The sequence below is a fragment of the Corynebacterium sp. UMB0012 genome (assembly GCF_030216265.1).
GTDB lineage: Bacteria > Actinomycetota > Actinomycetes > Mycobacteriales > Mycobacteriaceae > Corynebacterium.
The window spans coordinates 125,906-151,040 of sequence record NZ_JASOKQ010000003.1 but is presented as its reverse complement, the minus strand read 5'-3'; the positions used below and the strand labels follow the sequence as shown (position 1 = coordinate 151,040).

General features: G+C 64.1%; 27 protein-coding genes. 15 read left to right on the top strand and 12 right to left on the bottom strand.

The window, feature by feature from the left end; all coding sequences use genetic code 11:
- Positions 1 to 115: 115 nt before the first annotated feature.
- Together pdxT and pdxS are read right to left on the bottom strand one after the other, a co-directional pair.
- Positions 116 to 706 carry a pyridoxal 5'-phosphate synthase glutaminase subunit PdxT gene (gene pdxT / locus QP324_RS02825; protein WP_198492571.1) on the bottom strand — a complete coding sequence of 197 codons (591 nt, stop codon included), beginning with the start codon at positions 704 to 706 and terminating at the stop codon, positions 116 to 118.
- Positions 700 to 1,602: a pyridoxal 5'-phosphate synthase lyase subunit PdxS gene (gene pdxS, locus QP324_RS02820; RefSeq protein WP_040424867.1), complete on the bottom strand. Its 903-nt coding sequence runs from the start codon at positions 1,600 to 1,602 to the stop codon at positions 700 to 702. The genes pdxT and pdxS overlap by 7 nt, the downstream gene beginning before the upstream one ends.
- Before the next feature lie 81 nt (positions 1,603 to 1,683).
- Between pdxS and QP324_RS02815 the strand changes: the two genes are divergently transcribed.
- From QP324_RS02815 to QP324_RS02800, 4 genes are all read left to right on the top strand, one after another.
- Positions 1,684 to 2,988, top strand: coding sequence for a PLP-dependent aminotransferase family protein (locus tag QP324_RS02815; RefSeq protein ID WP_284814348.1), 1,305 nt, complete (start codon positions 1,684 to 1,686; stop codon positions 2,986 to 2,988).
- A 37-nt stretch (positions 2,989 to 3,025) separates the two neighbouring features.
- On the top strand, positions 3,026 to 3,187 hold the full coding sequence (locus QP324_RS02810) for a hypothetical protein (protein WP_239278052.1): 162 nt from the start codon (positions 3,026 to 3,028) through the stop codon (positions 3,185 to 3,187).
- A 172-nt stretch (positions 3,188 to 3,359) separates the two neighbouring features.
- A complete protein-coding gene (locus QP324_RS02805) occupies positions 3,360 to 4,676 on the top strand; it encodes an O-acetylhomoserine/O-acetylserine sulfhydrylase (protein ID WP_239278053.1) in 1,317 nt (438 codons plus the stop codon).
- Entirely contained in the window at positions 4,673 to 5,791 is a 1,119-nt protein-coding gene (locus QP324_RS02800; RefSeq protein WP_284814346.1) for a homoserine O-acetyltransferase, read from the top strand. Before QP324_RS02805 ends, QP324_RS02800 begins: the two co-directional genes overlap by 4 nt.
- Before the next feature lie 113 nt (positions 5,792 to 5,904).
- On the opposite strand, the gene QP324_RS02795 is transcribed toward QP324_RS02800, so the two are convergent.
- The 3 genes from QP324_RS02795 to QP324_RS02785 all read right to left on the bottom strand — a co-directional run bounded on the left by QP324_RS02795 (position 5,905) and on the right by QP324_RS02785 (position 8,170).
- Entirely contained in the window at positions 5,905 to 6,885 is a 981-nt protein-coding gene (locus tag QP324_RS02795) for an HNH endonuclease signature motif containing protein (protein WP_284814344.1), read from the bottom strand.
- Positions 6,886 to 7,010: 125 nt separating this feature from the next.
- The gene (locus QP324_RS02790) at positions 7,011 to 7,325 is read right to left on the bottom strand and encodes a DUF3017 domain-containing protein (RefSeq protein ID WP_225745922.1); all 315 of its coding nucleotides are present in this window, start codon (positions 7,323 to 7,325) and stop codon (positions 7,011 to 7,013) included.
- Positions 7,322 to 8,170 carry a bifunctional methylenetetrahydrofolate dehydrogenase/methenyltetrahydrofolate cyclohydrolase gene (locus QP324_RS02785; protein ID WP_150850691.1) on the bottom strand — a complete coding sequence of 283 codons (849 nt, stop codon included), beginning with the start codon at positions 8,168 to 8,170 and terminating at the stop codon, positions 7,322 to 7,324. Before QP324_RS02785 ends, QP324_RS02790 begins: the two co-directional genes overlap by 4 nt.
- A gap of 23 nt (positions 8,171 to 8,193) precedes the next feature.
- Here QP324_RS02785 and QP324_RS02780 point away from each other — a divergent pair, with 23 nt between their 5' ends.
- The gene (locus QP324_RS02780) at positions 8,194 to 8,664 is read left to right on the top strand and encodes a tRNA (cytidine(34)-2'-O)-methyltransferase (protein ID WP_005322648.1); all 471 of its coding nucleotides are present in this window, start codon (positions 8,194 to 8,196) and stop codon (positions 8,662 to 8,664) included.
- Here QP324_RS02780 and QP324_RS02775 read toward each other — a convergent pair.
- Positions 8,648 to 10,015, bottom strand: a complete 1,368-nt coding sequence (locus QP324_RS02775) for a PH domain-containing protein (RefSeq protein WP_284814342.1) — start codon at positions 10,013 to 10,015, stop codon at positions 8,648 to 8,650. The genes QP324_RS02780 and QP324_RS02775 overlap by 17 nt on opposite strands.
- The gene (locus QP324_RS02770; RefSeq protein ID WP_284814340.1) at positions 10,012 to 10,473 is read right to left on the bottom strand and encodes a PH domain-containing protein; all 462 of its coding nucleotides are present in this window, start codon (positions 10,471 to 10,473) and stop codon (positions 10,012 to 10,014) included. The genes QP324_RS02775 and QP324_RS02770 overlap by 4 nt, the downstream gene beginning before the upstream one ends.
- 111 nt (positions 10,474 to 10,584) lie before the next feature.
- Here QP324_RS02770 and QP324_RS02765 point away from each other — a divergent pair, with 111 nt between their 5' ends.
- Genes QP324_RS02765 through QP324_RS02750 form a run of 4 tightly spaced genes read left to right on the top strand, consistent with a single transcriptional unit; the run spans position 10,585 to position 12,147 of the window.
- Positions 10,585 to 11,133, top strand: a complete 549-nt coding sequence (locus tag QP324_RS02765) for a hypothetical protein (RefSeq protein WP_284814338.1) — start codon at positions 10,585 to 10,587, stop codon at positions 11,131 to 11,133.
- Positions 11,126 to 11,344: a helix-turn-helix transcriptional regulator gene (locus QP324_RS02760; protein WP_040424873.1), complete on the top strand. Its 219-nt coding sequence runs from the start codon at positions 11,126 to 11,128 to the stop codon at positions 11,342 to 11,344. The genes QP324_RS02765 and QP324_RS02760 overlap by 8 nt, the downstream gene beginning before the upstream one ends.
- A 42-nt stretch (positions 11,345 to 11,386) precedes the next feature.
- Positions 11,387 to 11,650 (top strand): helix-turn-helix transcriptional regulator, encoded by a 264-nt coding sequence (locus QP324_RS02755; protein WP_005322660.1) that lies wholly within the window; start codon positions 11,387 to 11,389, stop codon positions 11,648 to 11,650.
- Entirely contained in the window at positions 11,650 to 12,147 is a 498-nt protein-coding gene (locus tag QP324_RS02750; protein WP_225745927.1) for a hypothetical protein, read from the top strand. Before QP324_RS02755 ends, QP324_RS02750 begins: the two co-directional genes overlap by 1 nt.
- On the opposite strand, the gene QP324_RS02745 is transcribed toward QP324_RS02750, so the two are convergent.
- Complete coding sequence (locus QP324_RS02745) at positions 12,144 to 15,263, bottom strand: error-prone DNA polymerase (protein ID WP_284814334.1); 3,120 nt, start codon at positions 15,261 to 15,263, stop codon at positions 12,144 to 12,146. The genes QP324_RS02750 and QP324_RS02745 overlap by 4 nt on opposite strands.
- 137 nt (positions 15,264 to 15,400) lie before the next feature.
- On the opposite strand from QP324_RS02745, the gene QP324_RS02740 reads away from it, so the two are divergent.
- The 3 genes from QP324_RS02740 (at position 15,401) to QP324_RS02730 (ending at position 18,049) form a co-directional block, all read left to right on the top strand.
- Positions 15,401 to 16,264 carry a MetQ/NlpA family ABC transporter substrate-binding protein gene (locus tag QP324_RS02740; RefSeq protein ID WP_284814332.1) on the top strand — a complete coding sequence of 288 codons (864 nt, stop codon included), beginning with the start codon at positions 15,401 to 15,403 and terminating at the stop codon, positions 16,262 to 16,264.
- A 70-nt stretch (positions 16,265 to 16,334) separates the two neighbouring features.
- Positions 16,335 to 17,372 carry a methionine ABC transporter ATP-binding protein gene (locus QP324_RS02735; RefSeq protein ID WP_238800145.1) on the top strand — a complete coding sequence of 346 codons (1,038 nt, stop codon included), beginning with the start codon at positions 16,335 to 16,337 and terminating at the stop codon, positions 17,370 to 17,372.
- Positions 17,369 to 18,049: a methionine ABC transporter permease gene (locus tag QP324_RS02730; RefSeq protein WP_239278065.1), complete on the top strand. Its 681-nt coding sequence runs from the start codon at positions 17,369 to 17,371 to the stop codon at positions 18,047 to 18,049. Before QP324_RS02735 ends, QP324_RS02730 begins: the two co-directional genes overlap by 4 nt.
- A 36-nt stretch (positions 18,050 to 18,085) precedes the next feature.
- Here the strand turns inward: QP324_RS02730 and QP324_RS02725 are convergent, their stop codons facing one another.
- The gene (locus QP324_RS02725) at positions 18,086 to 18,946 is read right to left on the bottom strand and encodes a sucrase ferredoxin (protein WP_284814329.1); all 861 of its coding nucleotides are present in this window, start codon (positions 18,944 to 18,946) and stop codon (positions 18,086 to 18,088) included.
- Positions 18,947 to 19,067: 121 nt separating this feature from the next.
- Between QP324_RS02725 and QP324_RS02720 the strand changes: the two genes are divergently transcribed.
- Positions 19,068 to 19,625 carry a hypothetical protein gene (locus QP324_RS02720; protein WP_239278067.1) on the top strand — a complete coding sequence of 186 codons (558 nt, stop codon included), beginning with the start codon at positions 19,068 to 19,070 and terminating at the stop codon, positions 19,623 to 19,625.
- On the opposite strand, the gene QP324_RS02715 is transcribed toward QP324_RS02720, so the two are convergent.
- Both QP324_RS02715 and QP324_RS02710 read right to left on the bottom strand, forming a co-directional pair.
- On the bottom strand, positions 19,622 to 21,145 hold the full coding sequence (locus QP324_RS02715; protein WP_239278068.1) for a DNA polymerase Y family protein: 1,524 nt from the start codon (positions 21,143 to 21,145) through the stop codon (positions 19,622 to 19,624). The genes QP324_RS02720 and QP324_RS02715 overlap by 4 nt on opposite strands.
- A complete protein-coding gene (locus tag QP324_RS02710; protein ID WP_239278172.1) occupies positions 21,142 to 21,738 on the bottom strand; it encodes a hypothetical protein in 597 nt (198 codons plus the stop codon). Before QP324_RS02710 ends, QP324_RS02715 begins: the two co-directional genes overlap by 4 nt.
- Before the next feature lie 130 nt (positions 21,739 to 21,868).
- On the opposite strand from QP324_RS02710, the gene QP324_RS02705 reads away from it, so the two are divergent.
- Together QP324_RS02705 and QP324_RS02700 are read left to right on the top strand one after the other, a co-directional pair.
- Positions 21,869 to 22,288, top strand: coding sequence for a hypothetical protein (locus tag QP324_RS02705; protein WP_239278069.1), 420 nt, complete (start codon positions 21,869 to 21,871; stop codon positions 22,286 to 22,288).
- A 137-nt stretch (positions 22,289 to 22,425) separates the two neighbouring features.
- On the top strand, positions 22,426 to 23,463 hold the full coding sequence (locus tag QP324_RS02700; RefSeq protein WP_284814326.1) for an HNH endonuclease signature motif containing protein: 1,038 nt from the start codon (positions 22,426 to 22,428) through the stop codon (positions 23,461 to 23,463).
- Positions 23,464 to 23,529: 66 nt separating this feature from the next.
- Here the strand turns inward: QP324_RS02700 and guaA are convergent, their stop codons facing one another.
- Positions 23,530 to 25,104, bottom strand: coding sequence for a glutamine-hydrolyzing GMP synthase (gene guaA, locus QP324_RS02695; protein ID WP_239278071.1), 1,575 nt, complete (start codon positions 25,102 to 25,104; stop codon positions 23,530 to 23,532).
- Positions 25,105 to 25,135 lie beyond the last annotated feature (31 nt).

Genomic DNA, 25,135 nt, shown 5'->3' with positions numbered 1-25,135 from the left:
TACGTGCTCTCAAAGAAAATGCTCCCCACTAGTTGTTGGCAACTGATTTCTCAGTCCAACTAATGGGGAGCAGTTCATTGCTTCGCTGCGGGGCGGCTTTGGTGTATCTGCGTACTTAGAAGCTTTCGAGCCAGGTGGCGTGCACGCGAGCATCGCCATTTTCTTCTGGGTGGAAGCTCAGCGCCGTCACGCGGCCTTGGCGCACGCCGACCACCGCGTCGCCGTTCTCGCCCGGCACCGTCGCGATGATTTCGACGCCGTCGCCCACGCGAGTAACCAGTGGGGCGCGGATGAAGCTCGCCTCAATGTCGAGCTTGTCCTCCCCCATCGCGACTGGCACGATGCGTTCTTCGGAGAAGCGCTGGTTACCGAAGGCATTGCGGCGCACGGTCGCATCCAGCAGCCCCAGGGTTTGCTGCCCCGGCGCGGGGTTATCGAGCTCGCGGGCGCAGTAGATGAGCCCCGCGCAGGTCGCGAGCACCGACAGGCCTGCAGCCGCGGCATCGCGAAGTGGCTCGACCAGCCCGAAGCTACGCGCCAGCTTGTCGATGACGCTCGACTCGCCGCCCGGAATCACCAGCCCGTCGAGCCCGTCCACGTCGCGCGGCACCCGCACCCGGCGCGTAGCCACACCGAGCCGGTCCAGAATGCGCAGGTGCTCCTCGACGCCGCCTTGCAGCGCCAGTACCCCGACGGTAGCTACCATCCGCGCTCAGCCAGGCGGTGCGGTGCAGGAACGTCGTTGACGTTGATGCCCACCATGGCCTCGCCCAGGCCGCGGGAAAGCTTGGCGAGTTCGGCGGGGTCGTCGTAAAGCGTGGCGGCCTTCACGATGGCTTCCGCGCGCGCTGCCGGGTTTCCAGACTTGAAGATGCCGGAGCCAACGAAGACGCCTTCGGCGCCCATCTGGCGGACAAGGGCGGCGTCGGCAGGCGTGGCCACACCACCGGCAACGAAGAGCACGACTGGGAGCTTGCCGGTCTCCGCAACCTCGGCGACCAAGTCGTACGGCGCCTGCAGCTCCTTGGCTGCGACGTAGAGTTCATCGCGATCCAGGTGGCGCAGGCGGGCAATCTCGGCCTTAATGGTGCGCAGGTGCTTCACGGCCTCGGAGACATCGCCCGTGCCGGCCTCGCCCTTGGAGCGAATCATGGCCGCGCCCTCGGTGATGCGGCGCAGGGCCTCGCCCAGGTTGGTCGCGCCGCACACGAACGGCACATCGAAGTCCCACTTATTGATGTGGTTGACGTAATCGGCCGGGCTGAGCACTTCGGACTCGTCGATGAAGTCTACGCCCAGCTCGCCCAGGATCTGCGCCTCTACAAAGTGGCCGATACGGGCCTTGGCCATGACGGGGATGTCGACGGCCTCGACGATGCCCTCGATAAGCTCCGGGTCAGACATGCGGGCCACGCCGCCCTGCGCACGGATATCGGCCGGCACGCGCTCCAGCGCCATCACGGCCGATGCGCCCGCGTCCTCCGCGATGCGCGCCTGCTCCGGGGTGACGACGTCCATGATGACGCCGCCCTTCAACATATCGGCCAGTCCTCGCTTCACGCGCGTGGTAGCGCGTCCTTGTTCATTTACCTGTTCAGTCATAGGTGCCATAGTGGCCCACACAAGTGGTACAAGACAAGAGCCATTTTCAGCGTGTTGAATTAGACCACTTATGATGGGCTCGTGCCTCTTCGCCTCGATCCCTCTGATACGCGGCCGCTGCCCGTGCAAATCGCCGCCGCCCTCCGCACCCAGGTTGCCGCCGGCGTCCTCCTGCCCGGCGAGCGCGTTCCCTCGACCCGCCACTTGGCTTCGCAGCTCGCCGTTTCCCGAGGCAGCGTGGTCACCGCCTACGAGCAACTCACGGCCGAGGGCTACCTCACCGCGGAGGTCGGGTCGGGCACCGTCATCAACCCGCGCCTCCCCCACGCGCGTGCCCCACGGCCGGAGCCGGCCCCCGCACCGGCCACTGAGCCCGAGCTGGTGTCACTGACCCCCGGCCTGCCCGACACCGCCGGAATCCTCACCCCTGAATGGAGAGCCGCGTGGCGCGCCGCGGCTGTCGACCCCTCCGGCGATCTGCCCCGCGAGGTCGCCGCGCACCTGCGCCACATGCGCGGGCTTAACGTCGACCCAGCCTGCATCCTCATCACGGCCGGCGCCCGCGACGGCCTCTCCGTACTCCTGCGCGCTCTCGGCCGCCAGCTGCGCGTGGGCGCAGAATCCCCCGGCTACCCCAGCCTGCGCCGTGTGCCCCGCGCGCTCGGCCATACGTTGGTGGAAATCCCCACCGACCCCGATGGCGTCACCGTCCCCACGGCCGATCTCGACGCCCTCATCGTCACCCCCAGCCACCAATACCCCTACGGCGGCTCGCTTCCTGCAGCCCGGCGCGCCGAACTCGTCGAATGGGCCCGCGCACACGACGCCCTCCTCATCGAGGATGACTTTGATTCCGAACTGCGCTACGTCGGTCAGCCACTGCCCGCCCTGGCCGCGCTCGCCCCGGAACACACCGTGCTGCTGGGCACCTTCTCCTCGGTCATCTCCCCCTCCATTGCCTGCGGCTACCTCGTCGTCCCGCCGCGCCTGCGCTCGGCCGTTGACCGCGTGCGCGAGGTCTTCGGCCAACCCGTCGGCGCCATCCCCCAGGCGGCGCTCGCCCACTACCTTGCCAGCGGCGCTTTACGACGCCACACCGGCCGCATGCGCCGCACCTATAAACGCCGCCGCAACCTGGTAGCCGAAACGCTGGGCTCCGTCGATGGCGCCCAGCTCCTGCCCATCCACGGTGGTCTCCACGCGGTTCTGCTGTGCGATCCAGCCGTGGTCCCCCGCGCCGCCGCCCACGGCATCAAACTCACCCCACTGCGCGATTATTGGGGCGGCGCCGACGCCGAAGACGGCGTCGTCCTCGGCTTCGGCCACCTCAGCGACTCCGAGCTGCGCACGAGCCTCACCGCGGTCGCGGCCGCATTAGGCGAGTGATACCGTAGCCCCAAAGACCATAAAAGAAAGGTGATAAATGTCCCTCGGCCCGCTTGAATTTCTACTCATACTCATTCCTTTCCTCATCCTCGCCGGAATCATCGCCATCGTGGTCAAGCTCGTGCGCAATAGCAACGAAACTCGTGCAAACACCCGCCGCATTGCCGATCAGCTCGAGGAACAAAATCACCACCCGTAGAAACTCTTAGCCACGAGGCCACGTGCGCTGCCGCGAAAGCCCCGCCGTGCGCCTTCCGACGCCCACATAAAACTCGAGACTGACCGCTTAGTCTATTTTTATTCTCGCTCCTGCCAGCAGGTTTCACTAAACCCGCTCGCAAGACATACCGCTTGGTCTAGTCTTGCCAAGCATGACGACGAAATACGATAACTCCAATTCCGACTGGTCCTTCGCTACCCGCTCCGTACACGCGGGCCAAAACCTCGATGGGCACCACAATGCCCGCAACGTGCCGATTTACCAGACCACCTCCTACGTCTTTAACGACGCCGAGCACGCGGCCAACCGCTTCAATCTTTCCGACGCCGGCCCCATCTACACCCGCCTGACCAACCCCACCCAGGACGCGCTGGAAGAGCGCCTCGCTTCCCTCGAGGGCGGCGTCGCGGCCGTCGCCTTCGCTTCGGGACAAGCTGCCGAAACCGCGGCCATTTTGAACCTCGCCTCGGCCGGCGACCACATCGTGACCTCCCCGCGCCTCTACGGCGGCACCTCCACCCTCTTTACCGTCACGCTCAAGCGCCTAGGCATCGACGTCACCCTCGTCGAGGACCCGGACGACCCGCAGTCCTGGCAGGACGCCGTCCAGCCAAATACCAAGGCCTTCTACGGCGAGACCTTTGGCAACCCCGTGGCCGATGTCCTCGATATCCCGGCCATAGCCGAGGTCGCCCACAACAACCAGGTCCCGCTCATCGTGGATAACACCATCGCCACCGCCGCCCTCGCCCGGCCGCTGGACCTCGGCGCGGACATCGTCGTGGTGTCCACCACCAAGTTCTACACCGGAAATGGCTCGGCCATCGGCGGCGCGATTATCGACGGCGGCTCCTTCGACTGGACCGTCACCCGCAACGGCGAGCCCGTATTCCCCTACTTCGTCACCCCGGATGAGGCCTACCACGGCCTGAAGTACGCCGATCTCGGAGCCCCAGCCTTCGCGCTCAAGGCCCGCGCCGGCCTGCTGCGCGATACCGGCGCCGCCATCTCCCCCTTCAACGCCTGGCTGACGCTGAATGGAATCGAGACGGTGGGGCTGCGCGTCGAAAAGCACAATGCCAATGCCCAGGCCGTTGCCGAGTACCTGGAAGGCCACGCCAAGGTCACCAAGGTCAACTACGCCGGCCTGGATTCCTCGCCGTATAAGGCCACCAAGGAAAAGCTCGGCTACGCCTACACCGGCTCCGTGCTCTCTTTCGACATCGACGGCGGCCGCGAGGAAGCCTGGGCGTTTATCGACGCCCTCAAGCTCCACTCCAACCTCGCCAATATCGGCGATACCCGCTCCCTGGCCGTGCACCCGGCAACCACCACGCACTCCCAGTCCGACGAGTCTGCGCTTGCCGCGGCCGGCATCACCCAGTCCACCATCCGCCTATCCGTGGGCATCGAGCACATCGATGACATCATCGCGGACCTCGAGCTAGGCTTTAACGCACTGGCATGAAGCTAGTTAGCATCGGCGACTTTCACACCGAAGCCGGCGCCACGCTTGCCGACGCCCACATTGCCTACCACCGCTTCGGCCACCTCCTTGGCGATCCCCACGGCCGCAATAATGTCATTGTGGTTGAACACGCCCTGACCGGTGACTCGAATGTGGCCGAGTGGTGGGCCGATCTGGTCGGCCCCGGCAAGGCGCTAGATACGACGAAGTGGTGCATTATCGCCACCAACGCACTGGGCGGCTGCGGCGGCTCCACCGGCCCCGCCTCCCCGCACCCAGACGACGGCCGCGCCTGGGGCTCGCGCTTCCCCGCGCTTTCGGTGCGCGACCTCGTTGCGGCCGAGCGCGCCGCGCTCCGCGAGCTCGGCATTACCCACGTCCACGCCATCATTGGCGGCTCGATGGGTGGCGCACGCACGCTGGAATGGACACTGATGCACCCCGAGGCCGTTGATGCGGCTTGCGTCATTGCCGTATCGGCCCGCGCTTCCGCCTGGCAGATTGGCATCCAGTCGGCGCAAATCGCGGCCATCGAGCAGGATTCCTTCTGGCACGGCGGCGATTACTACGCCTCCGCCCAGCGCCCGCGCGAGGGGCTGGCGGCCGCGCGTCGCATTGCACACCTGACGTATCGCGGCGAGCAAGAAATCGACGAGCGCTTCGGCGTCCAAGCCCAGGCCGGCGAGAACCCGCTCGGGCCCTACCGCCGCCGCAATGAGCGCTTTGCCGTCAACTCCTACCTGGACTATCAGGGCATCAAGCTGGCCGATCGCTTTGACGCCGGCTCCTACGTCACCCTCACCGAGGCGCTCAACCGCCACGATATCGGCCGCGGCCGCGGCGGCCTCAACCGCGCGCTGGGCTCATCGGAGGTGCCAACCATGGTCGTCGGCGTGGACACGGATATCTTGTACCCGTATCACCAGCAGGAACACATCTCGCGCAACCTCGGCAACCTGCTGGCGATGGCGAAGGTTGTCTCCCCGGTAGGCCACGACGCTTTTCTTACCGAATCACGCCAGATGGATCGCATCTTGCGAAACTTCCTCACCCTTTCCCAACCGGACCCGAGCATCGATTCTGCGGCGGGCGATCCCACCGAGTACTCGATTTAAAGTCTCGCTGCATCTGAGATCGCCGAAGCTGCGCAGCGCGCACTAGTGCTAAGCGGTGCGGCACACTGCGCTGGGACTATGGATTGACGGGGCGAGCAGAGGCGGGACGCGGCTTAACGATCTTCGGGCGGTTTAGCCCAGGGCGGGCGCCAGACGATACCTTCGCTGGGGCGGCGCTCGAGCCGACCGCGGCGCGGCGGCGCATTGGGGTCATCATCATTGACCCCGTTGTGATACTTGCAGGCCATGGTGAGGTTCTCGGGATTCGTGTCCCCGCCGAGCAGCCACGGGGTGAGGTGGTGGACTTGGCATTCATCCGCCGGCGTATGGCAGTCGGGCCACGGACATACAGGATTTTCCGCCATCGCCATCTGGCGTTGCTTCCATGTAGCCCGGCGCCGCGATTGATAGAGGTTTACGGGGCCGGTGACGGGGTGGATGAGGGTGACAAGTCCGACGTCGGCAAGCGCGCGGCGGGCAAGGTCCGCACCGGAGATTTGCGCGCCATTGGTCAGCTGTAGAGTGACGTCCTCGCCGTGGGTAACTTTGACCATCTCATTGAGGGTAAGCACCACATTGGTGGTGATTGTGGAGGCGGCGGCACCCTGGGAAAAGACGCGGCGAGCATCGGCGACGGTGGAGACATGGTTATTAATCTCTGCCACCAGTTCGGACTCGGCGGTAATGGTCAGCGTCCACAGGTCGTCGCGGCGGCGGGTTAGGCGCACGCCCTCAGAGCGCTTGGTGGTACGCTCTTCGCGCACCAGGCGGCGGGCGCGCTTTTCAATCTCGCTGGTAGCAACGCGCAGGGCGCAGAGTTCCTCGCGCAGCGCCCAGGCCGCACGCTGGGTTTTCATCTTCTGGGCGTAGTGCTCGATGATTTTTAGCGCGTCGAGCGGCAGCGTGGTGCGGCGGGCGGTGCGCTGCTTGGCGCGAAAGGAGGTGCGGCCGAAGTAGGTATCGGCAAGGCGGGCGAACTCGGCGGCCTCGCGATCGCTAAAGCCCTTATCGACGAGCTCTTCTACCGACAGCCCAGCACACTCCTCGATGAGCACCATCGGGGAGTTCACGGCTGTCAGGTAGGTCGAAATCATGGCCCTGAGCCTAAGTGGGCCGCGCAACCCAGCGCGCGGTGGCGGGCGCTGGCCTGTGGATAACCGCCCGAACTACACCATTTAGGGCCGAGATGGGTGATGGCTCTACAAAAACCTGTGGATAACTAGCTGCCGAGCGAGTCCACGGAGAAGGCCAGAAAAGCCATCACGGCGCCGAGCAGGCCGGTAAAGCAGGCGTCGAAGCGGCGCGAGCGCACCGCCAGCACGCCGACGCGGCTGGAATCGCAGGTAAGCCGGACCACGGTGAGCCACAGCAGGGAGAGGCCGAGGAGGAACGTGGCCCGGCGCCAGTACTCGAAAACTGCGTAACCGCCGGAGACGACCACGCCGGCCACGAAGATGCCGATAGCCGCCCACTGCGCGGCGGGCGGCAGCGGGGAGGGCGCGAGGCCGGCGTCGTGCGGGTTGTCTAGATTCACGCCAACTTTTCCGCGCGCTCGACGATATTGCGCACCAAGAAGGCACGGGTCAGCGGGCCGACGCCGCCCGGGTTCGGCGAGACGAATCCGGCCTTGTCCCAGCAGTCTGGGTGGATGTCGCCGGTGAGCTTGCCGTCGACGCGGGAGACTCCGACGTCGAGAAGCGCGGCGCCTTCCTTAATCATGTCCGCGGTGAGCATGTGGGGCTGGCCGGCGGCGGCGATGACGATATCGGCCTCGCGGGTCTCGGCGGCCAGGTCCTTGGTGCCGGTGTGGCACAGGGTGACGGTGGAGTTCTCGCTGCGGCGGGTAAGCATCAGGCCAATAGGGCGACCCACGGTCACGCCGCGGCCGATGACCACGGTTTTGGCGCCGTCAAGTTCAACGCCGAAGCGGCGCAGCAGGTGCAGGCAGCCGTTCGGGGTGCAGGGCAGGGGTGCATCCTCGTTGAGCACGAGCTTGCCCAGGTTGACGGGGTGCAGGCCGTCGGCATCCTTTTCGGGGTCGATGCGCTCGAGGATGGCGTTTTCATCCAGGTGCTTCGGCAGCGGGAGCTGGACGATGTAGCCGGTGCAGGCGTCATCGGCGTTGAGCTCATCGATGACGGCCTCGAGTTCTTCCTGCGTGATATCGGCAGGCAAGTCCTTGCGGATGGAGTTGATGCCGAGTTTTTCGCAGTCGCGGTGCTTCATCTTCACATAGGACTGGGAGCCGGGGTCTTCGCCGACCAGGACGGTGGCGAGGCCGGGCGTAATGCCCTTGTCCTTCAGCGCGGCCACGCGCTGGGCGAGGTCGGCGAAAATCTCGTCGCGGTACAGTGTGCCATCTAGTTTGGTAGCGCTCATAGCCACCATCCTAGACTGAAGGCATGAGCCAGCTGCACATTGTCTTTGATAACCCGGTCATTCCTACTAATACGGGCAACGCCATCCGCACGGCCGCGGTAACAGGCGCGAGCCTGCACCTGATTGAGCCGCTGGGCTTTAATTTCGACGATAAGCACTTAAAGCGCGCCGGACTGGATTATCACGATCTGGCCGATGTGCAGATTCACAAGGATTTTCAGGCCTGCATGGACGCGCTGCCGGGGGCGCGCGTCTTCGCGTTTACCACGCATACGGATAAGTGGTTTACGGATATCGAATACCAGGAGGGCGATGTCTTGCTCTTCGGCACGGAGCCGACTGGCCTGCCGGAGGAGCATATTAACCATCCGCGCGTGACTGACCGCGTGCGTATTCCGATGGTGCCGGCCAGGCGCTCGATGAACCTGTCGAATTCGGCGTCGACAGCCGTATTCGAGGCGTGGCGCCAGCTGGGATTTAACGGGGCGGTTTAAGCCCTGGCAGTTGGCGGGAGCGCAGGCGGGCAAGGAGTGCGGTGGCGTCGGCAAGCGTGAGGTTGCGCGCATCCATGCGCACGGGCCCTTGGACGAGGTCGAGGCCGACGGTGGCTAGGCCGAGCGCTTGGGAAATCGGCCCGCGGCGGTAGGTTAGCTCCTGGATATGGGAGGTGTGGATGGCCTTGACGCGGCGGTTGAGCCGGCCGTTGCGCACGATGACGTAGTCGCCGGTGAGCGCGACGGTTTGCTGGCGGTAGTCCAGCGGGGAGACCCACTTGGCGCGGGCCGGCGAGGCGTAGGTGGGGGCGGCGTCGGCCGGGAGGAATTGCCGAGCTTGGGCGAGGGTGCCCACTGGCAGGATGCGGGTGGAGCCAGAAGCCTTGCCGCTTGCCGACGCCCCATACCCCGCCACCGAAACCCTCACCTCGTACCAGCCCAGCGGCCGCCAGAGGAAGGGCTGGGTAATTTGCACGGCGTGGATACGGTCGAGGCGGATGCTTTGGCGGCGGCAGTCTGCCAGACCGTAGGTGATGTTGAGGACCTCGCCGTCGGTGCGGGCGGTGTAGCGCCAGGAAGAATCGAGCACGTTCCATGCGTTGGGTATCGCGCCGACGAGGATAGGCAGCGCGGTCGACAGCGGTAGCCGGGTGACCACGACGACGATGAGGAAGCCGACGAGGAAAAGCGTGGAGGCGCGCAGCGCGGCTGCCATAAGGGAGCGCGCGATCGGGATTTCGGGCACGAGGGTCGGTTCTTCGGCCGGTTCGGCGGGTGTGTGGGCGCCGGTCGCGTCGACGGCGGTTGCGTCGATGTCAGTGTCGGTGGCGGCCGGTGTGGGAGCGCCGTGAACGCGGGCGAGGATATCCTCGCGCAGGGCTTCGGCGTCGGCCTTTTTGAGGTAGGCGATTTCGATGACGGATGATTGGCCGCCGGCGGTTTCCACGCGCACGGCCGCTAGCCGGAAAAGGCGTGCGATGACGGGTTCGACGACGTCGACGGCCTGGGTGCGGTCATAGCGCGCGGTGCGTAATTGGGTGGAAAAGAGTCCGCGGCGCAGGGAGAGCTCGTCCCCGCCGAGCTGGTAGCCCATGCGGCGCCACCACAGGCCAGAGGCGAGCCACACGACCGCGCAGACCGCGACGAACCCGGCGAGCGCAAGGGCGGTATCGCGCAGGGCCTCACCGCGGTGCTCGCCAGTGATGAAGGCGAAGATATCGCGCAGGGCCTCCAGGTTGACGTTGAGAGCGAAGGCCGCGATGAGAGCCAGGATCACTGACCATAGGCGCAGCAGCGGGGTGAGACGATGGACGCGGCGGAAGCTTGGTTGGGTGCTGGACTGGTCGCTCATAGGCCGCTCATCCGTTCGCGGGCTTGGTGGGCAAGGCGGGTGCGGAGGGCGTCGGCAAGCGGGGCTTCTAGGCCCTTGATGGTGGCGTCCGTGCTGACCGAGGCCGTGTGGAGCTGCAGCTTTTTCAGCCCGAGGGCGCGGTCGATGGGCCCGGAGGTCACGTCGACGAATTGGATACGACCGTAAGGCACCACGGTAAAGGAATGCCAGAGCTTGCCGCGAGTGATAAGCAGCTCATCGTCGGTTTCGAGCCAGCCCATGTTGCGCACCTGGGCGGGGATGAGCCAGAGCAGCCAGAAGAAAAGGGCGACGAAAAGCCCGGCCGCCCAGTAGAACCACGGGGTCCACCAGAAACCTGCCGCACCAGCGGCCGCGGCGAGGACAATCATCCAGCTCAGGTGGTGAATATAGCGCGAGGTCACCAGGCGTGGCGAGACGGGATTCATTTCTTCGCTCATAGTTATTGACAGTATCAATCGGGCCATACCCTTGCGCCACTTATCGGTAATCGATATTATCGAATTACGACAACATCGAGAGTCGATAAACAATCGGCGGAAAGGATTGTCATGACCACCCCACAACCCACCTCCAAGGCCGAGCGCCGCGAAATTAACACAGCGGCCACCATCAGCCTCTTTACCATCGTCATCCTGGGCCCCACCTATCTGCGCGACCTTGCCACCGGACGCTTTTCCACCGCACTGAGCGCAGCCATCCCAGAAGGCCTAAGCAAACACAACCTCGACGGCGGACCATTCTGGATGCTCACCGCAGCGCTCGTCGTTAAAATTGCGGCTATCTTGATCATCGCGTTCTTTACCTACCGTCTGGTCAAGCCCATGCTTCGCGGGCAGGTCTTCACTACGAAAAATATTCGCTTCCTCAATGGAATGACCATCGGAATCCTAATCTGGTTTATCGGACGCTTCCCGCTCGAAGGTATGGGCAACAACTGGGCCTCTTCACAGCTAGGGATCGACTGGTGGTCCAGCCAGAGCGGAACGTCATTTGGCGAGCTCGCGCTGCTTTACCTCTTTGCCTGCGCCCTACAACTCTTCTCAGCCGCCATCAAGCGCGGCTGCAAGCTAGAAGAGGAGGTCGAAGGACTTGTCTGAGCCACAAGGGCCCCAGGTAGTCTGCCACCTCGACCGAATAATGGAAGAGCGCGGCATAACCGGAGCGGCGCTCGCTAAAGAAGTAGGCATCACCCCAGTTAACCTCTCCGTACTGAAGAATAATCGCGCCAAAGCCGTACGCTTTAGCACTCTCGCGGCGCTGTGTGCGGCGCTGGACTGCCAGCCGGGAGATATCTTCGGCGTCGAATAGCAACCCTTGCCAGGGCGTTGGGTTTATGCAATACTTTGACTCATGTCCCCAAAGAAGAAGCCCTCCGCACCCATTTATAACCGGGTACGCGTGCTGCGCGCCGAGCGGGACATGTCGCGCGCGCAGCTGGCTGAGGCCATCGACGTCAATCCCCAGACCGTCGGAGCCCTCGAGCGCGGGGACCACTCCCCCAGCCTGGACCTAGCCTTTCGCGTCTGCGAAGTCTTTGACCTTCCGGTGGAGGCTATCTTTTCCCGCCAGGAATTTGCCCCTATGTCCACTGAAATCTATAGGAAGAATTCCTAATGGCTACCACAATTCCCGCCTCTGTTTCCCGCCGCAAGCGCTTGATCCTAGCCGGCGATATTTTTCTCGGCCTGGCCATCGTGGCGGCGGCCCTGCACTTTTTCGCGCTTGGCTTGTCTAATCTGCTGTGGCCGATAGCCGGCATTGCGGCGACCACGTGCACCACGTGGCTGCGCCAGTCCATTCGGCACCTCGACGTTCCCACTACGGAGATGGATGAGTACGAGCTGCGTCTGCATACCGACGCCCGCGACAAAGGCCTGAAAACCGCATTGGCCACGGCCATAGTGCTCTTCCTCGTCGCCGGCGCCACCGCATTTGGTCTGCGCTTCTCCGGCGCGGAGCAGGTTGCGGTGGAGGAAGCGACCTCGGGGGCCAATATCGCCATCTTCTTTGCCAAGCTCATCTATATCCAGCTGCTGTGGATTCCGTTTGCGGTAGCCAAGGAATTGGCCAATAAGCTCAACGCGGACGAGCTGCGCAGCGGCGGCAACTAGCGGAAGTCACGGGAGCCGCGGGAGAGGAATTCGCCAAAGTCCAACGGCTCGAGCTTATCTGCGACCACGCTGACCGCGCCGGTGGCATTTTGTACGATGCCGCGGATGATCATTGCCCGGGCGGTGCGGGCCAGAACTTTGTGCCGCGACCACAATCCGGGTGAGACCATCACGTTCATCAGGCCGGTTTCATCCTCCACACCCAAAAAGGTCAGGCCAGATGCGGTACGCGGGCGCTGGCGGTGGGTAATAATGCCGGCAATGCGCACGCGGGTGCCATCGGGGACATGGGGGAGCTGGGAGGCAGGGAGGACGTCGGCAAGCGAGGCACGCACCAGCTCCATCGGCTGCTGGTTATGGGTCACGCCGGTGGAAGCGACGTCGGTAGCCATAAGCTCGAAGGCGGACATACCGGGCAGGTGCGGTGCAGCCAGCGCGGAAGTGCCAGGCAGCATGCCTTCGCGCTCGGTGGCGGCAACGCCGGCCTGCCACAGCGCTTGCCGACGATCCAACCCCAGACACTCCAGCGCCCCGGCCGTAGCCAGCGCTTCCACCTGCTCCACGCTGAGATCCGCCCGGCGCGAAAGATCGGACACGCTAGCAAAAGGCGCAGCCGCCTCCACGCGCTCGGCAGCGGACTCCCCCAGCCCCTTGATGAGGTTAAGACCCAAGCGAATCTCGGCCAAGCCCGTCGCGCGGGCCTGGGCGCCGGAGTCATTAATGCTTACCGGCAGCACCCGCACGCCGTGGCGCCGAGCATCCTGGATGAGCGACTGCGGGGAATAGAACCCCATCGGCTGCGCGCGCAGCAACCCCACGCAGAATTCCGCCGGGTAGTGGTACTTAAACCACGCGGAAAAATACACCAGCGAGGCAAAGGACTGCGAGTGGGATTCCGGGAAGCCATAGGCGGCGAAGGCCACGATTTTTGCCCAAAGCTTATCCGCTACCTCACCCTCAATACCGTTGGTCTCGCGCAGGCCGGCAAAGAAGTGGCTGCGCAGCGCGGCCATCTTTTCCGGGGAGCGCTTCGAGCCCATGGCGCGGCGCAGGTCATCGGCCTCGGCGCCGGAAAAACCGGCGGCGTCGACCGCGATCTGCATCAACTGCTCCTGGAAGAGCGGGATGCCTAACGTCTTGCCCAGGGATTTTTCCAGCACCGGATGGTCATAGGTCACCTCCTCAAGGCCATCGCGGCGGCGCAGGTAGGGGTGCACGGACCCGCCTTGGATAGGGCCGGGGCGAATGAGCGCGACCTCGACCACCAGGTCAAAGAAGCGGCGCGGCTTCAGGCGCGGCAGCGTGGCTAGCTGCGCACGGGATTCCACCTGGAAGACGCCCACCGCATCGGCGCGGCAGAGCATGTCATAAACTTCCGGCTCGGCAAGGTCGAGCTCCCACAGGTGCACCTCGCGGCCGGTGGTGGCGCGCACGGCATCAATCATGTGGTGCAGCGCCTCCAGCATGCCCAGGCCCAAAAGATCGAATTTCACCAGGCCGGCGGCCGCGCAATCGTCCTTATCCCACTGGAGTACGGAACGATTGTCCATGCGCGCCCATTCCATAGGAACGACGTCCGCAATGGGCCGATCACACAGCACCATGCCGCCGGAGTGGATGCCCAGGTGGCGGGGCTGGCCGAGGAATTGCTCGGCTAAAGAGGAGACGTCGGCAGGCGGCTCAGAGGCACCTTTCGACCACGCATCGGCCGAGCCCTGCGGGTAGCCCAACGCGCGGGCGGCATCGCGGGTCGCTCCCTTGCGGCGATAGGTAATGACATTGGCCACCTGCGCGGCGCGATCGCGGCCGTGGGTGCGGTAGACATACTGGATGACTTCCTCGCGGCGGCCGGACTCGATGTCGATATCAATATCGGGCGGGCCATCACGGTCTGGGGAGAGAAAACGCTCGAAAAGCAGCTGCGCAGAGATGGGCTCCGCATTGGTAATGCCCAGCGCAAAGCACACCGCGGAGTTGGCGGCCGAGCCGCGACCTTGGCACAGAATATTCTCGCGGCGGCAAAAATCCACTAGGTCGCACACGATCAGGAAGTAGCCGGGGAAGCCCAGCTGCTTGATGACGCCCAGCTCATGCCGAATCTGTTTCCTTGCCGCCTGCCTAATCTCGGCCGGGCGCGAAGCATAGCGGTCCTTGGCGCGGCGCCAGACCTCGTGCTCCAGCCAGCTCATTTCGGTGTACCCCTCCGGCACCGGAAAATGCGGCAGGTTGGGCGCGAGAGCGTCCCAGGTAAAGGAGCACTCGCGGGCGAGCGCCACGGTTGCGGCGATGAGCTCCGGCCGATCCGGCAAGAGTTGCGCCATCTGCTCGCCGGATCGCAGCCAGCCTGCACCCATGGGGTGGGCGTGCGGCGCGGCGGCCGCGAGGGATTCGCGCCGGGCCAAGGCACGCTTGGCGGCGGCGAGCCGAGCTTGGTCGCGGGTCGCCGCCGCGGGTCGTGCGGTTGCGATGGCCCGCAGGTTATTGTATTTATCGAGGAAACGGTGCTGATCCGCATCCTCGGGGGACATGCTGCACGAATATTCGAGAACTATGCTGTCTATTTTTATTCTTTCGAGCAAGTTATCGATTTCTGCTAGCACCTCCGGGCCCACCAGAAAGAAGCACTCCCCTTCCAGTTCGCGCGCCACCTCATCCAAGGGCGGATAAGCCACGCGATCCTTCTCCCCGGCTTCCATCCGGGCGAGCGCGATGAGGCGCGACAGGCGGCGATAGCCCTCCGGGGTACGCGCCAGCACGGTCACCGAACCCTCCGCGAGCGATAGCTCCGCACCATATACAGCCGGAAGGCCTGCTTTAGCAGCAGCTTCGGCGAATTTCATGAGTCCATAAAAACCATCGCGGTCCACGATGGCCAGCCCCTCAAGCCCCAACTCCACAGCCCGGGCCACCAGTTCCTCCGGCTCGGCGGCGCCATCAAGAAAACTATAGGAACTTACCGCATGCAGCTCCGCAAAGGGCACGGCGGAGTGACCGCGCTGGACAGGAACCGTTGGTCCGTGAAGGTGATCCACCGGCACGGGCGCAGCAGATTCACGGCCGGAGAGGATACGCTCCACCCGCGACCACGACAGTGCCCTTCCGCCATTAAATTCCACTCCAGACAGCGTAGTATCGAATCATTGTTCTAGCCAATCCGGTGGGACGTGATGCCCGCAATAGACAAAGCGGTTCGCTGATTGCTAAGTTGCTAAACAAGCAAATTATTTCAACTCCTACAAGAAGGGGATTCCCCATGCAGATCCGTCGCGTAGTGGCTTCTACCGCCGCCGTAACCATCGCTGCCACCAGCCTGGTGGCATGCTCTTCCGACTCCGATGACTCCAAGACCATCAAAGTCGGCACCACCGATGACGCAAAGAAGGCTTGGGTAGCGTTCGAGCAGGAAGCAAAGAACGCAGGCTATGACATCGATATCCAGCCTTTCGCGGATTACAACACCCCGAACCAGGCTCTGGACCAGGGTGAGCTGGACACCAATAACTTCCAGCACCTGAAGTTCTTGGCGGAGTATAACCACGGCAACGGCACCAACCTGGTGCCTATCGTGGCTACCGAGATCGTGCCGCTGGCACTGTTCTGGAAGGACCACGACTCCCTCGACGGCATCGAGGGCGAAGAAGTCGCCATCCCGAATGACTCCACCAACCAGGCTCGCGCCATCAACGTGCTGGTTCAGGCAGGCCTTCTCACCCTGAAGGACAAGGACAACCTGGAGCCCACCCCGCTGGACATCGATGAGAAGAAGTCCAAGGTCAAGGTCACCCCGGTAGACGCGGCACAGACCACGTCCGCACACGGCGAGGGCACCCCGGCGATTATCAATAACTCCTTCCTGGAGCGCGCCGGCATCGACCCAGCCACCGCCATCTTCCAGGACGATCCGAGCTCTGAAGAGGCAGAGCCGTACATCAACGTCTTCGCCGTTCGCGAGGAAGATGCCGATAACGAGGACATCAAGAAGCTCGCCGAGCTATGGCACAGCGACGCCGTCCAGGAGGGCGTCGACGAAGACTCTGCCGGCACCTCCGTCGAGGTGGAGCGCAGCCAGGAGGATCTGCAGAAGATCCTGGATAAGCTCGAAGCAGATCTGGACTAATCACCCTTGCTTTTACCCCGCCGGAGCCCCCGGCGGGGTTTGGCACTTTCCTAGCTAAGGACGCAAACACGTGGCAGATTCCACTCAACGCGGCACCCGCATCGAGTTCCGCGAGATCACCAAAGTCTTTAAACAGAAAAAGGCACGAGTCAAGGCCCTCGACAATGTCTCCATGACCATCGAGCCCGGCGAAATCGTCGGCATCATTGGCTATTCCGGCGCCGGCAAGTCCACCCTCGTGCGCATGATCAACGGCCTGGACACCCCGTCCGCCGGCGAGCTGTTGCTCGACGAGACCAATATCGTTGGCATGTCCGAGAAGAAGCTGCGCGGCATTCGTCGCAATATCGGCATGATCTTCCAGCAGTTCAACCTGATGAACTCGCGCACCGCGGCCGGCAATATTGAATACCCGCTGCAGCTGCAGGGCGTCAGCAAGCAGGAGCGCGCCCAGCGCGTGCAAGAGCTGCTGGACTTCGTCGGCCTGGGAGACAAGGGCAAGAGCTACCCGGAGCAGCTCTCCGGCGGCCAGAAGCAGCGCGTTGGCATTGCCCGTGCGCTGGCCACCAACCCTTCGCTGCTGCTTGCCGACGAAGCCACTTCCGCCCTCGACCCCACCACCACGCAGGAAGTCCTCGACCTGCTGCGCCGGGTGAACAAGGAATTCGGCATCACCATCGTCGTTATTACCCACGAGATGGAAGTCGTACGCTCCATCGCCGATAAGGTCGCCGTGATGGAAAACGGCCGCGTAGTAGAACAAGGCAGCGTCTACGAAGTCTTCTCCAACCCGCAGACCTCCGTGGCCGCCAAGTTCGTGGCCACCTCGCTGCGCAACGAACCCGACGTCGTCGAAACCGACGACCTGCTCGCGCACGAAGGCCGCCTGTTTACCATCAACCTCACCGAGGAATCTGGCTTCTTCACCGCCGCCGCTCGGCTCAAGGAAGCCGGCGTGTCCATCGCCGTCGTGCACGGCGGTATCACCACGTTGCAGCAGCATTCCTTTGGCAAACTGACCGTGCGACTCAGCGGCGATAATAACGCCATCGAAGAGTTCTACCGCACGCTTTCTACCACCACCCAGATTGAGGAGATTGCACGATGACCGTCACCAACCTCGCCCAAGCCAACTGGGATCGCCTTGGCCCCTCGCTCGCCGACGCCATCGTCGACACCCTCATCATGGTCTCGACCACCCTCATCGTCTCCGGCATCCTCGGCCTTGGCCTAGGCATGCTGCTCTACACCACCCGCGCGGGCGGCATCCTGCAAAACCGGTTTGTCTACGTCATTGTTAACCTGCTGGTGAACTTCGTCCGCCCCATCCCCTTCATCATTTTGCTGGCCTTTGCCCAGCCACTGACCGTCGCCGTAATGGGAGGTTCCATCGGCCGCGGCCCAGCGACCTTCGTCATGGTCATCGCCGCGACCTTCTCCGTGGCCCGCGTGGTGGAGCAAAACCTCGTGGCTATCGATCCCGGTGTTATCGAGGCCGCCCGCTCCATGGGCGCCTCGCCGTGGAAGATCATTACCTCCGTCATCGTTCCGGAGGCCCTCGGCCCGCTGATTCTGGGCTACACCTTCTTGTTCATCGCCATCGTGGATATGTCCGCTATGGCCGGCTACGTCGGCGGCGGCGGCTTGGGCGACTTCGCCATCGTCTACGGCTACCGCGCCTTCGAGTGGGAAGTCACCGTCGTGGCTACGCTCATCATCATCGTGCTGGTGCAGGCCGCCCAGTTCCTGGGCAACTGGCTTTCTTCCAAGGTCATGCGCCGCTAGCCCCCGCTTGCCGACGCCGCCCCCGCCCCGCGCAGCCTACTCCGCGACCGGCTCCACGCCGGTCGCTACGATGGCTTGGCCTTTCTTCGGCGCATCGCCGCACGAGGAGACCACGCCTTCTACCTCGCGCTCCTCGAGCGCCACACGCCAGCGCCGGCCGTCAGCGTGGCTGACCTCGCCGCCGTCGGTGGCGGTGAGCTGGCCATAGGAGAGGTCCTCGCCGGCGTCGATAAGCGAGCGGGCCACCGCCAACTCCGCCACCTGGCCGCGCGGGCCGAAAATACCGCGCCCGCGATTTACTGGGTAGAAATACTTCCCCTTCGCCGCCGCCGCAATCATCTGCGCGGCGGCTTCTTTATTCATGCGTCCAAAGGAATAGGACCATGGCATGAGCATGACCGACGGCGCGAATCGGTGCCCCTTCGTGTGCGAGGTCTCCCACACCATATCCGGATAATCCGCCACCAGCTCTGCGGCCAGCGGCCGGCCCTTGACCGCACAGCACGTATCGCGCTTCGCATGCGTGCACACCAGCACCAGCGGCGTATCCAAAGCGCCACCCCCATTGCGGCCAGGCCCGGTCAGGTCCAGATCGAGGATCTTCTCCGGGCCCGTCAGCAGCACGAGTTCCATCACGCCCTGCTCGGCCCACACCAGGTAACAACGGTGCATCTTGCCTACTTGGCGGCCATCGCGGCCCGGCCGGCGAATAAGCTGCAGCCCTGCCATACCCTTCAGCTTGGCCTTGAGCTGCGCTGTGAGCTCCGGCCCAAAGGTATCGCCGTCGAGCACGTCTCGCGACCATCCGCCCGGCCACTCGAAAAGCACATAGACGGATTCCTTCTTCGCCGTGCCTGGCAGCGGCTCTACCTGGATATCTGAACAGAACTCGGTCATATACCTAAGCCTAACCTTTCTGCTTTTCAGCTCACCCCCTTGGCAACCCCTTGGCAACAATTCGGCCACGAAGTACCCCCTCAGCTATACAGTTCACGGCCGAAAATATAACCTAGGGGACATGTTGAAAGTCCGTCTCGCCGCAACGCTTCTCGTCGCAGCTTTCCTCAGCGGCTGCGCTGCCCACGAGACGGACCGCACCACCATGGCCGCGTCTGCGGATAACTCCCAGATCAATCCGCTAGGCCAGGCCAATATGGAGATGAAAACCCTCCGGCCGCAGGCGCCCTCCGAACTCACGGTGACCGACGTGCGCATCGGCCGGCACGAGGGGTTTGAGCGCGTCGTCTTCGAGCTTGATGGCGGCGGCGCTCCCGGCTGGTTCGTGGATTACGCCGACACGCCCACACAGCAGGGTTCCGGCAAGGCCATTGACCACTCCGGTAAGACCGCACTCAATGTCAATATCGACGGCGTGGTCTATCCCTTCGAGGCCGGCAAGGACGATCCCCGCATCGGCGTGGTGGATGCCCCTACGGAAGGAATTGTCACCCAAGTGGTCAATGGCGGCACCTACGAGGGCCGCTGCCAATTTGTCATCGGCATGACCTCTCGCAAGCCTTATTCCGTGCAGGTGCTCGATAACCCCACCCGTCTCGTAGTCGATATTCGCGATTAATAGGTCGCCTCAACCCGCCAACGGCCGCCGGACCATACCAAGAGCCAGGCCCGTTGATGCTCTTCGTGCTCGGCTTGGCCCACCACCTGCAGGCGCGCTACGTGCTGTGGAGTATCGGTCCACCACTGCGTATCCACCGGCCAGGGTCCGGCCCAGCCCAGCACGCGGAAGCGGTTCGCACCCCAGCCCAAGGCCACCGGCACACTGGAGAGGAGGGCTTCGGCAGTAACAAAGACGGGGCGCTCGGCGGCGTCGATAAGCCGAATGCGCGCGGCCGGATGATTCGGACCACCGCCCAGCCGTGCAGGCAGGGGCGCGGGAATGCGGCCGGGCCACTCGCCCTGCGGCGGTGCGTCACGCTGCTCGCCATAGGGCACGTACTCGATGCGCTCGGCCACCCCACGGCCGCCCACCGCCCGCGGCTGCAGCACACGATCCACCCCCAGCTGCGATTGCACGCGGGCGATCACGCGCTTGACCTGCTCCTGCGAGCCTTCCCCGCCCCAGAGACCGGTAGTGGACGGGGCGGCAACCTCCACCGGCTCCAGCGCCAGGCGGCGAATGGCTGCGCCCTCACCAGTAGCGCGCGTGAGCCAGCCATCGAGCTGCCAGCGCACGCGGTCCGCGGTAGCCTGCTCCGTCAGCGCTTCCTGCGTGCGCCACACCCGCGCCAGCTCCTCACCGGTGCCAAACTCCGCCACCACGCGCAGCCGCAGGCACACCTTGCCGGCCGCTTCCAAGCGGGCATGCAGCTGGGCCGCGAGTTGGCGGGCCGCGAAGGCCGCCGCGTCCACGCGCTCGATGCGCTCTTCCATTTCCACCGCCAGATCCGGGCGCGCCAACTCTGGGGCCACGCGCCTATCCGCACGGGCCTGGGCCAGTTCGTGGGCACGCCGGCCCGGCTCACCAAACCGGGTAGCTACCTGCTTAAACGACAGCGCGGCTAAGTCGCCCAGGCGTCGCACACCCAGCTTATCCAGCTGTGCGATAAACCCAGCCTCAAAGCCCAAGGCCTCATCGGCCGCCAGCACGCCTATGGGCTGGGTGGCCAAAAACTCTCGCGAGCCACCCTCCGGTACCACTGCTCCCACGCCGCGGTGCCGGGCCGCGATGACGGCCGTGGCAATCTCATCGGCGACGCCGAGGGTGGAGTCGAAGCCGGCGTACGAAGAGGCGTCGACAAGCATCTCTAGTGCTTTCTCCCCGTGGTAGCGCAGCGCCGCACCCGCATCCACAATCGCCAGGCCCGGGCGCAGCACCTCCACCGAGGACGCCACCGCATCTAAGCCGGCTGCAACCTCCGCAAACGCCGCGCCATCCCGGTCCGGATTGGCCTCCACCACTGCGGCCTCGGGGCACAGCGCTTGGGCCTGACGCAGGCGCATCCCCCGCCGCACACCCGCCCGGCGCGCCTTCCTATCGCACACCGCCACCGCGTGATTGCGCGCAATAACCATAGGGCCCTGCCCGCCGGCGGCCTGGATGGGCCAATCCGGAAACCACACGGCCGCTACCCTCATACGACCTCCAACCGGCGACGCTCACCCACCGTGAGCACCCCGTGCGAGGCACCCTGCTTCGAGGTCACCTCCACGTCCATGTCCACTCCGCGAATACGCCCGCTGCCCTTGCCGACGCCCCGATAGGCACTCACCCGCGCCCCTATCCCCACCGCCGTGCCGGGCAGGCGCGTGCCCACCGTAAGCACGGCCGCGCGCCCGCCGCGCACCTTCGCCAGCACCGGCCGCGCCTTGGTAGGGCTCACCTCGCCGGGCGGCCCATGGTGGACAACAAGGTCTAGCCCTTCCGCCAATACTCCCGCCACCATCCAGGATTCCAAGCCCGGATCCGGCACGGTTACCACGCGTTCGATAGCACCCTCCTCGGCCACTTGTGCGAGTAGCAAATCCGGCCACCCCACCACTCCCACATACCCGCCGCGGGCGGTGAGATGACAGATAAGCTCCACCACCAGCGCCGGGCAGTTCACACAGTGCACCACCTGCCGGCGCGCCAGCCCACCTGCGGGAAGCAAGCGCGCCAGGCCAGGGAGCGTATCTACCAGCTCTTCTTCCGGGCCGCGCTCCATAGCGCGCATGCGGGTACGCAGCATCGCCACGCGGTCCGACCTACTTAGCCCGGCCACCGCTTTCTCTAGGCGAACGCTCGTTTGACTCACCCGAATAGTATGAACCCTCACCCGGACACATGCAAGTGTATGTTCGAATGGTAGCCTTAGCGGCATGAACTTCAACGCTGCCTACGGCGCCATGCGCGAGCACACCACCCCCATCCCCACTCCGCCATGGGTGCGCTTGGGCTCGTCCATCCTCATCGGTGCGGCCGTGGCACTCTTGGCAAGCCGCGCGCATATCTTTGCCGCACTGGTTGGGGCGCTCGTATGCCTCGTGGCGGCCTTCGTCCTCGTCTTTGCCCACCCCTACCGCCGTGCGATGCGCGCTTATGCCGACAAGCGCAATGTCGCTCTAGTTCCTACCATCGCACAGCTCGTGCCACTGATGATTCTGTGGCTTATGGTGATGCTCGCGCCCATCGTGTCCCTGCCCGCGTGGGGCGTCGGGCTGGTGTGGCTAATGGTCTTTGGGCTGAGCTTTTTCGTCTTCCCCCATGTGGATGGCACGCGCCGGCTCGCGTTTGCCTAATCTAAACGACACTTTTCGGGGTTATCCACAGCTTTTTCGGCCCACGGCGGGTATGCAGGGCGGGTTATCCACAGAATTGACCGTAGCGGTTGCGCCGGCCGTGCGCCGGTGTAGGTGCGCGCCGTAGCGTTGCAGGCATGAACGCACTCGAGACCTACCTCACCGCCTTGGGCCCTGGCATGGACATCATCGCCGGGTGCCAAGGCATGTCCGGGTCCGAGCTCATGGACCGCGGCGCGCCCGATGCCATCGCCGCCGATCTGCTGCTTTTGTGCGAAAGCTACTTCGGCCGCACCAAATTTACGCGCCTGCAGCACCGCGCTATTGCCGACGCCCGCCGCAACACCCACTCCATCGCCACCCTTGCTGCCCTAGAACGCATTGTTAACCGCGCGCCCAGCAAGAAGCAGGCCTGGCAGCTGCGCGCAGAATGCTGCGCGATGACCGGCTCGATGAGCCACATCCTTAAACACGCCCGCCGGCGCCTGCGGGAGATGAAAGACGACACCGTAACCCCAGGCGTGCGCACTTACCGACGCCCCAATGATTACTGGACGCTTGCTATCACCGGAACCTCTAGTTTCATCGCGGATCTCAACGCCGCCCTGGCCGCGACCGGAAAGCAATCGCTCGAGGCGGTAGAAAAGATCTTCTTTGACCAAGCTGCGGCCGCGCGGGCAGAAGTGGTGACCAATGCCATCGTGCCGTTAGACAAATTCATCCGCATCCGCGACGGCCGCGGCGATGATATCGAGCTCGATCTGACCAACGGTGCCACCATCACCGGCACCGAATATCTGCGCCGCGTGCTCAACGACGTCGGCTTTGCTGGCGACAAAGAAACCGGCTACGTCACGCTCGTGCACCCCGAGGAAGGTCCGGTTAATCTCTACCGCACGGCGCGCGTGGCCAATGACAAGCAGCGCATTATGGCCGCTGCAGAAAATCCACGCTGCGCCTGGCCGGGCTGTAACCAGCCGGCCGACCTCTCCCAAGTCCACCACCTCAAGGCGTGGAGCAATGGCGGGGAAACGAATATGAAAAACCTGGTCATGTGCTGCGCTTACCATAATGGTGTCAACGACGATGACCCCAACGCCCCACCTCGGCGCGGCCGCCTCGAGCGGGTGGGCGGGCGCATTGTGTGGCGGCCACCGTTTACCCCGCGCGAGTAAGTGCCGGCGCCAAAACGAGCGAAAAGGCGCTCAGCACTAGACTGAGCGCCTTCTACGCATGCCGTTTTACTCCCACTCGATGGTTCCTGGTGGCTTGGAGGTGCAGTCCAAGACCACGCGGTTGACGTCCTTCACCTCGTTGGTGATGCGGGTGGAGATCTTCTCCAGCACCTCGTACGGCAGGCGGGTCCAGTCCGCGGTCATGGCGTCCTCCGAGGACACTGGGCGCAGCACAATCGGGTGGCCATAGGTGCGGCCGTCGCCCTGCACGCCAACGGAGCGGACATCAGCCAGCAGCACTACCGGGCACTGCCAAATTTGGTCATCCAGGCCGGCATTGGTCAGCTCGGTGCGAGCAATAAGGTCTGCCTCGCGTAGCGTCTCCAAGCGCTCCTCGGTTACCTCACCGATGATGCGGATACCCAAGCCCGGGCCAGGGAATGGCTGGCGGCTAACGATCTCTTCTGGCAAGCCCAGCTCGCGGCCGACGGCGCGAACCTCGTCTTTAAACAGCAGGCGCAGCGGCTCGACCAGCTTGAACTCCACGTCATCTGGCAGACCGCCGACATTGTGGTGAGACTTAATATTCGCCGTGCCATCGCCGCCGCCAGACTCGACAACGTCCGGGTACAGAGTGCCTTGGACGAGGTAGTCGATGGTGGAGCCTGCGGGGGCGTCGTCAAGCACGCCTGCAACCGCGCGCTCAAAGGAACGGATAAACTCCGCGCCGATGGCCTTGCGCTTGGCTTCTGGGTCGCTAACGCCTGCCAGCTTTTCCAGGAAGGCGGCGCGCTCATCCGCAGTCACCAGCTTCGCGCCGGTGGAGGCAACGAAGTCCTTTTCTACCTGCTCGCGCTCGCCGGCACGCAGCAAGCCGTGGTCAACAAAGACACAGGTGAGGCGATCACCAATGGCACGCTGCACCAGTGCGGCCGCCACAGCGGAATCTACACCGCCGGACAGACCACAAATAGCGCGGCCTTCCTCGCCCACCTGCGCGCGGACATCCGCGATGAGCTGCTCGGCGATATTATCGGCCGTCCAATTCTGCTCTAGGCCAGCGATCTCGGTAAGGAAACGGGTAAGCACCTCTTGGCCGTGCGGCGAGTGGAGCACCTCAGGGTGGTACTGCACGCCGGCCATCTGCTTGGCTGGGCACTCCATAGCGGCAACGGGAGCACCGGCCGAAGTAGCAGTAACCTCAAAGCCTTCGGGAGCGGCAGATACGGCATCGCCGTGGGACATCCACACTTTGTGGGTAGCCTCCAGGCCTTCGTGAAGTACACCGCCCTTAACATTCATATCGGTACGGCCGTACTCACGCTCGCCGGTGGAAGAGACAGTGCCACCAAGCGCATGGTTCATGGCCTGGAAGCCGTAGCAAATGCCGAAAACCGGAATGCCGAGCTCAAGTAGCTCCGGCTTGAGGGCCGGGGCGCCATCGGCATATACGGAAGAAGGTCCACCCGACAAAATGAGAGCGGCTGGATCCTTTGCTTTAATTTCCTCTACAGAAGCGGAGTTGGGGACAACCTCGGAGTAAATCTTGGCCTCGCGCACGCGACGGGCAATAAGCTGCGCGTACTGAGCGCCAAAGTCCACAACGAGGACGGGGCGCGGGGTAGTATTTGGCTTAGTCACGCCCCATAGTCTAACCCACTAAACTGATAGC

What these genes read in the sequence shown, in the direction of transcription:
- QP324_RS02755 (WP_005322660.1), top strand. Translation starts at nt 11,387, where the DNA reads ATGTCCCCAAAGAAGAAGCCCTCCGCACCCATTTATAACCGGGTACGC.
- QP324_RS02795 (WP_284814344.1), bottom strand. Translation starts at nt 6,885, where the DNA reads ATGATTTCGACCTACCTGACAGCCGTGAACTCCCCGATGGTGCTCATC.
- QP324_RS02770 (WP_284814340.1), bottom strand. Translation starts at nt 10,473, where the DNA reads ATGAGCGAAGAAATGAATCCCGTCTCGCCACGCCTGGTGACCTCGCGC.
- QP324_RS02750 (WP_225745927.1), top strand. Translation starts at nt 11,650, where the DNA reads ATGGCTACCACAATTCCCGCCTCTGTTTCCCGCCGCAAGCGCTTGATC.
- QP324_RS02705 (WP_239278069.1), top strand. Translation starts at nt 21,869, where the DNA reads ATGAACTTCAACGCTGCCTACGGCGCCATGCGCGAGCACACCACCCCC.
- QP324_RS02725 (WP_284814329.1), bottom strand. Translation starts at nt 18,946, where the DNA reads ATGACCGAGTTCTGTTCAGATATCCAGGTAGAGCCGCTGCCAGGCACG.
- QP324_RS02715 (WP_239278068.1), bottom strand. Translation starts at nt 21,145, where the DNA reads ATGAGGGTAGCGGCCGTGTGGTTTCCGGATTGGCCCATCCAGGCCGCC.
- QP324_RS02785 (WP_150850691.1), bottom strand. Translation starts at nt 8,170, where the DNA reads ATGAGCGCTACCAAACTAGATGGCACACTGTACCGCGACGAGATTTTC.
- QP324_RS02720 (WP_239278067.1), top strand. Translation starts at nt 19,068, where the DNA reads ATGTTGAAAGTCCGTCTCGCCGCAACGCTTCTCGTCGCAGCTTTCCTC.
- pdxT (WP_198492571.1), bottom strand. Translation starts at nt 706, where the DNA reads ATGGTAGCTACCGTCGGGGTACTGGCGCTGCAAGGCGGCGTCGAGGAG.
- QP324_RS02810 (WP_239278052.1), top strand. Translation starts at nt 3,026, where the DNA reads ATGTCCCTCGGCCCGCTTGAATTTCTACTCATACTCATTCCTTTCCTC.
- QP324_RS02780 (WP_005322648.1), top strand. Translation starts at nt 8,194, where the DNA reads ATGAGCCAGCTGCACATTGTCTTTGATAACCCGGTCATTCCTACTAAT.
- QP324_RS02775 (WP_284814342.1), bottom strand. Translation starts at nt 10,015, where the DNA reads ATGAGCGACCAGTCCAGCACCCAACCAAGCTTCCGCCGCGTCCATCGT.
- QP324_RS02730 (WP_239278065.1), top strand. Translation starts at nt 17,369, where the DNA reads ATGACCGTCACCAACCTCGCCCAAGCCAACTGGGATCGCCTTGGCCCC.
- QP324_RS02740 (WP_284814332.1), top strand. Translation starts at nt 15,401, where the DNA reads ATGCAGATCCGTCGCGTAGTGGCTTCTACCGCCGCCGTAACCATCGCT.
- pdxS (WP_040424867.1), bottom strand. Translation starts at nt 1,602, where the DNA reads ATGACTGAACAGGTAAATGAACAAGGACGCGCTACCACGCGCGTGAAG.
- QP324_RS02800 (WP_284814346.1), top strand. Translation starts at nt 4,673, where the DNA reads ATGAAGCTAGTTAGCATCGGCGACTTTCACACCGAAGCCGGCGCCACG.
- QP324_RS02700 (WP_284814326.1), top strand. Translation starts at nt 22,426, where the DNA reads ATGAACGCACTCGAGACCTACCTCACCGCCTTGGGCCCTGGCATGGAC.
- QP324_RS02710 (WP_239278172.1), bottom strand. Translation starts at nt 21,738, where the DNA reads ATGCTGCGTACCCGCATGCGCGCTATGGAGCGCGGCCCGGAAGAAGAG.
- QP324_RS02765 (WP_284814338.1), top strand. Translation starts at nt 10,585, where the DNA reads ATGACCACCCCACAACCCACCTCCAAGGCCGAGCGCCGCGAAATTAAC.
- QP324_RS02805 (WP_239278053.1), top strand. Translation starts at nt 3,360, where the DNA reads ATGACGACGAAATACGATAACTCCAATTCCGACTGGTCCTTCGCTACC.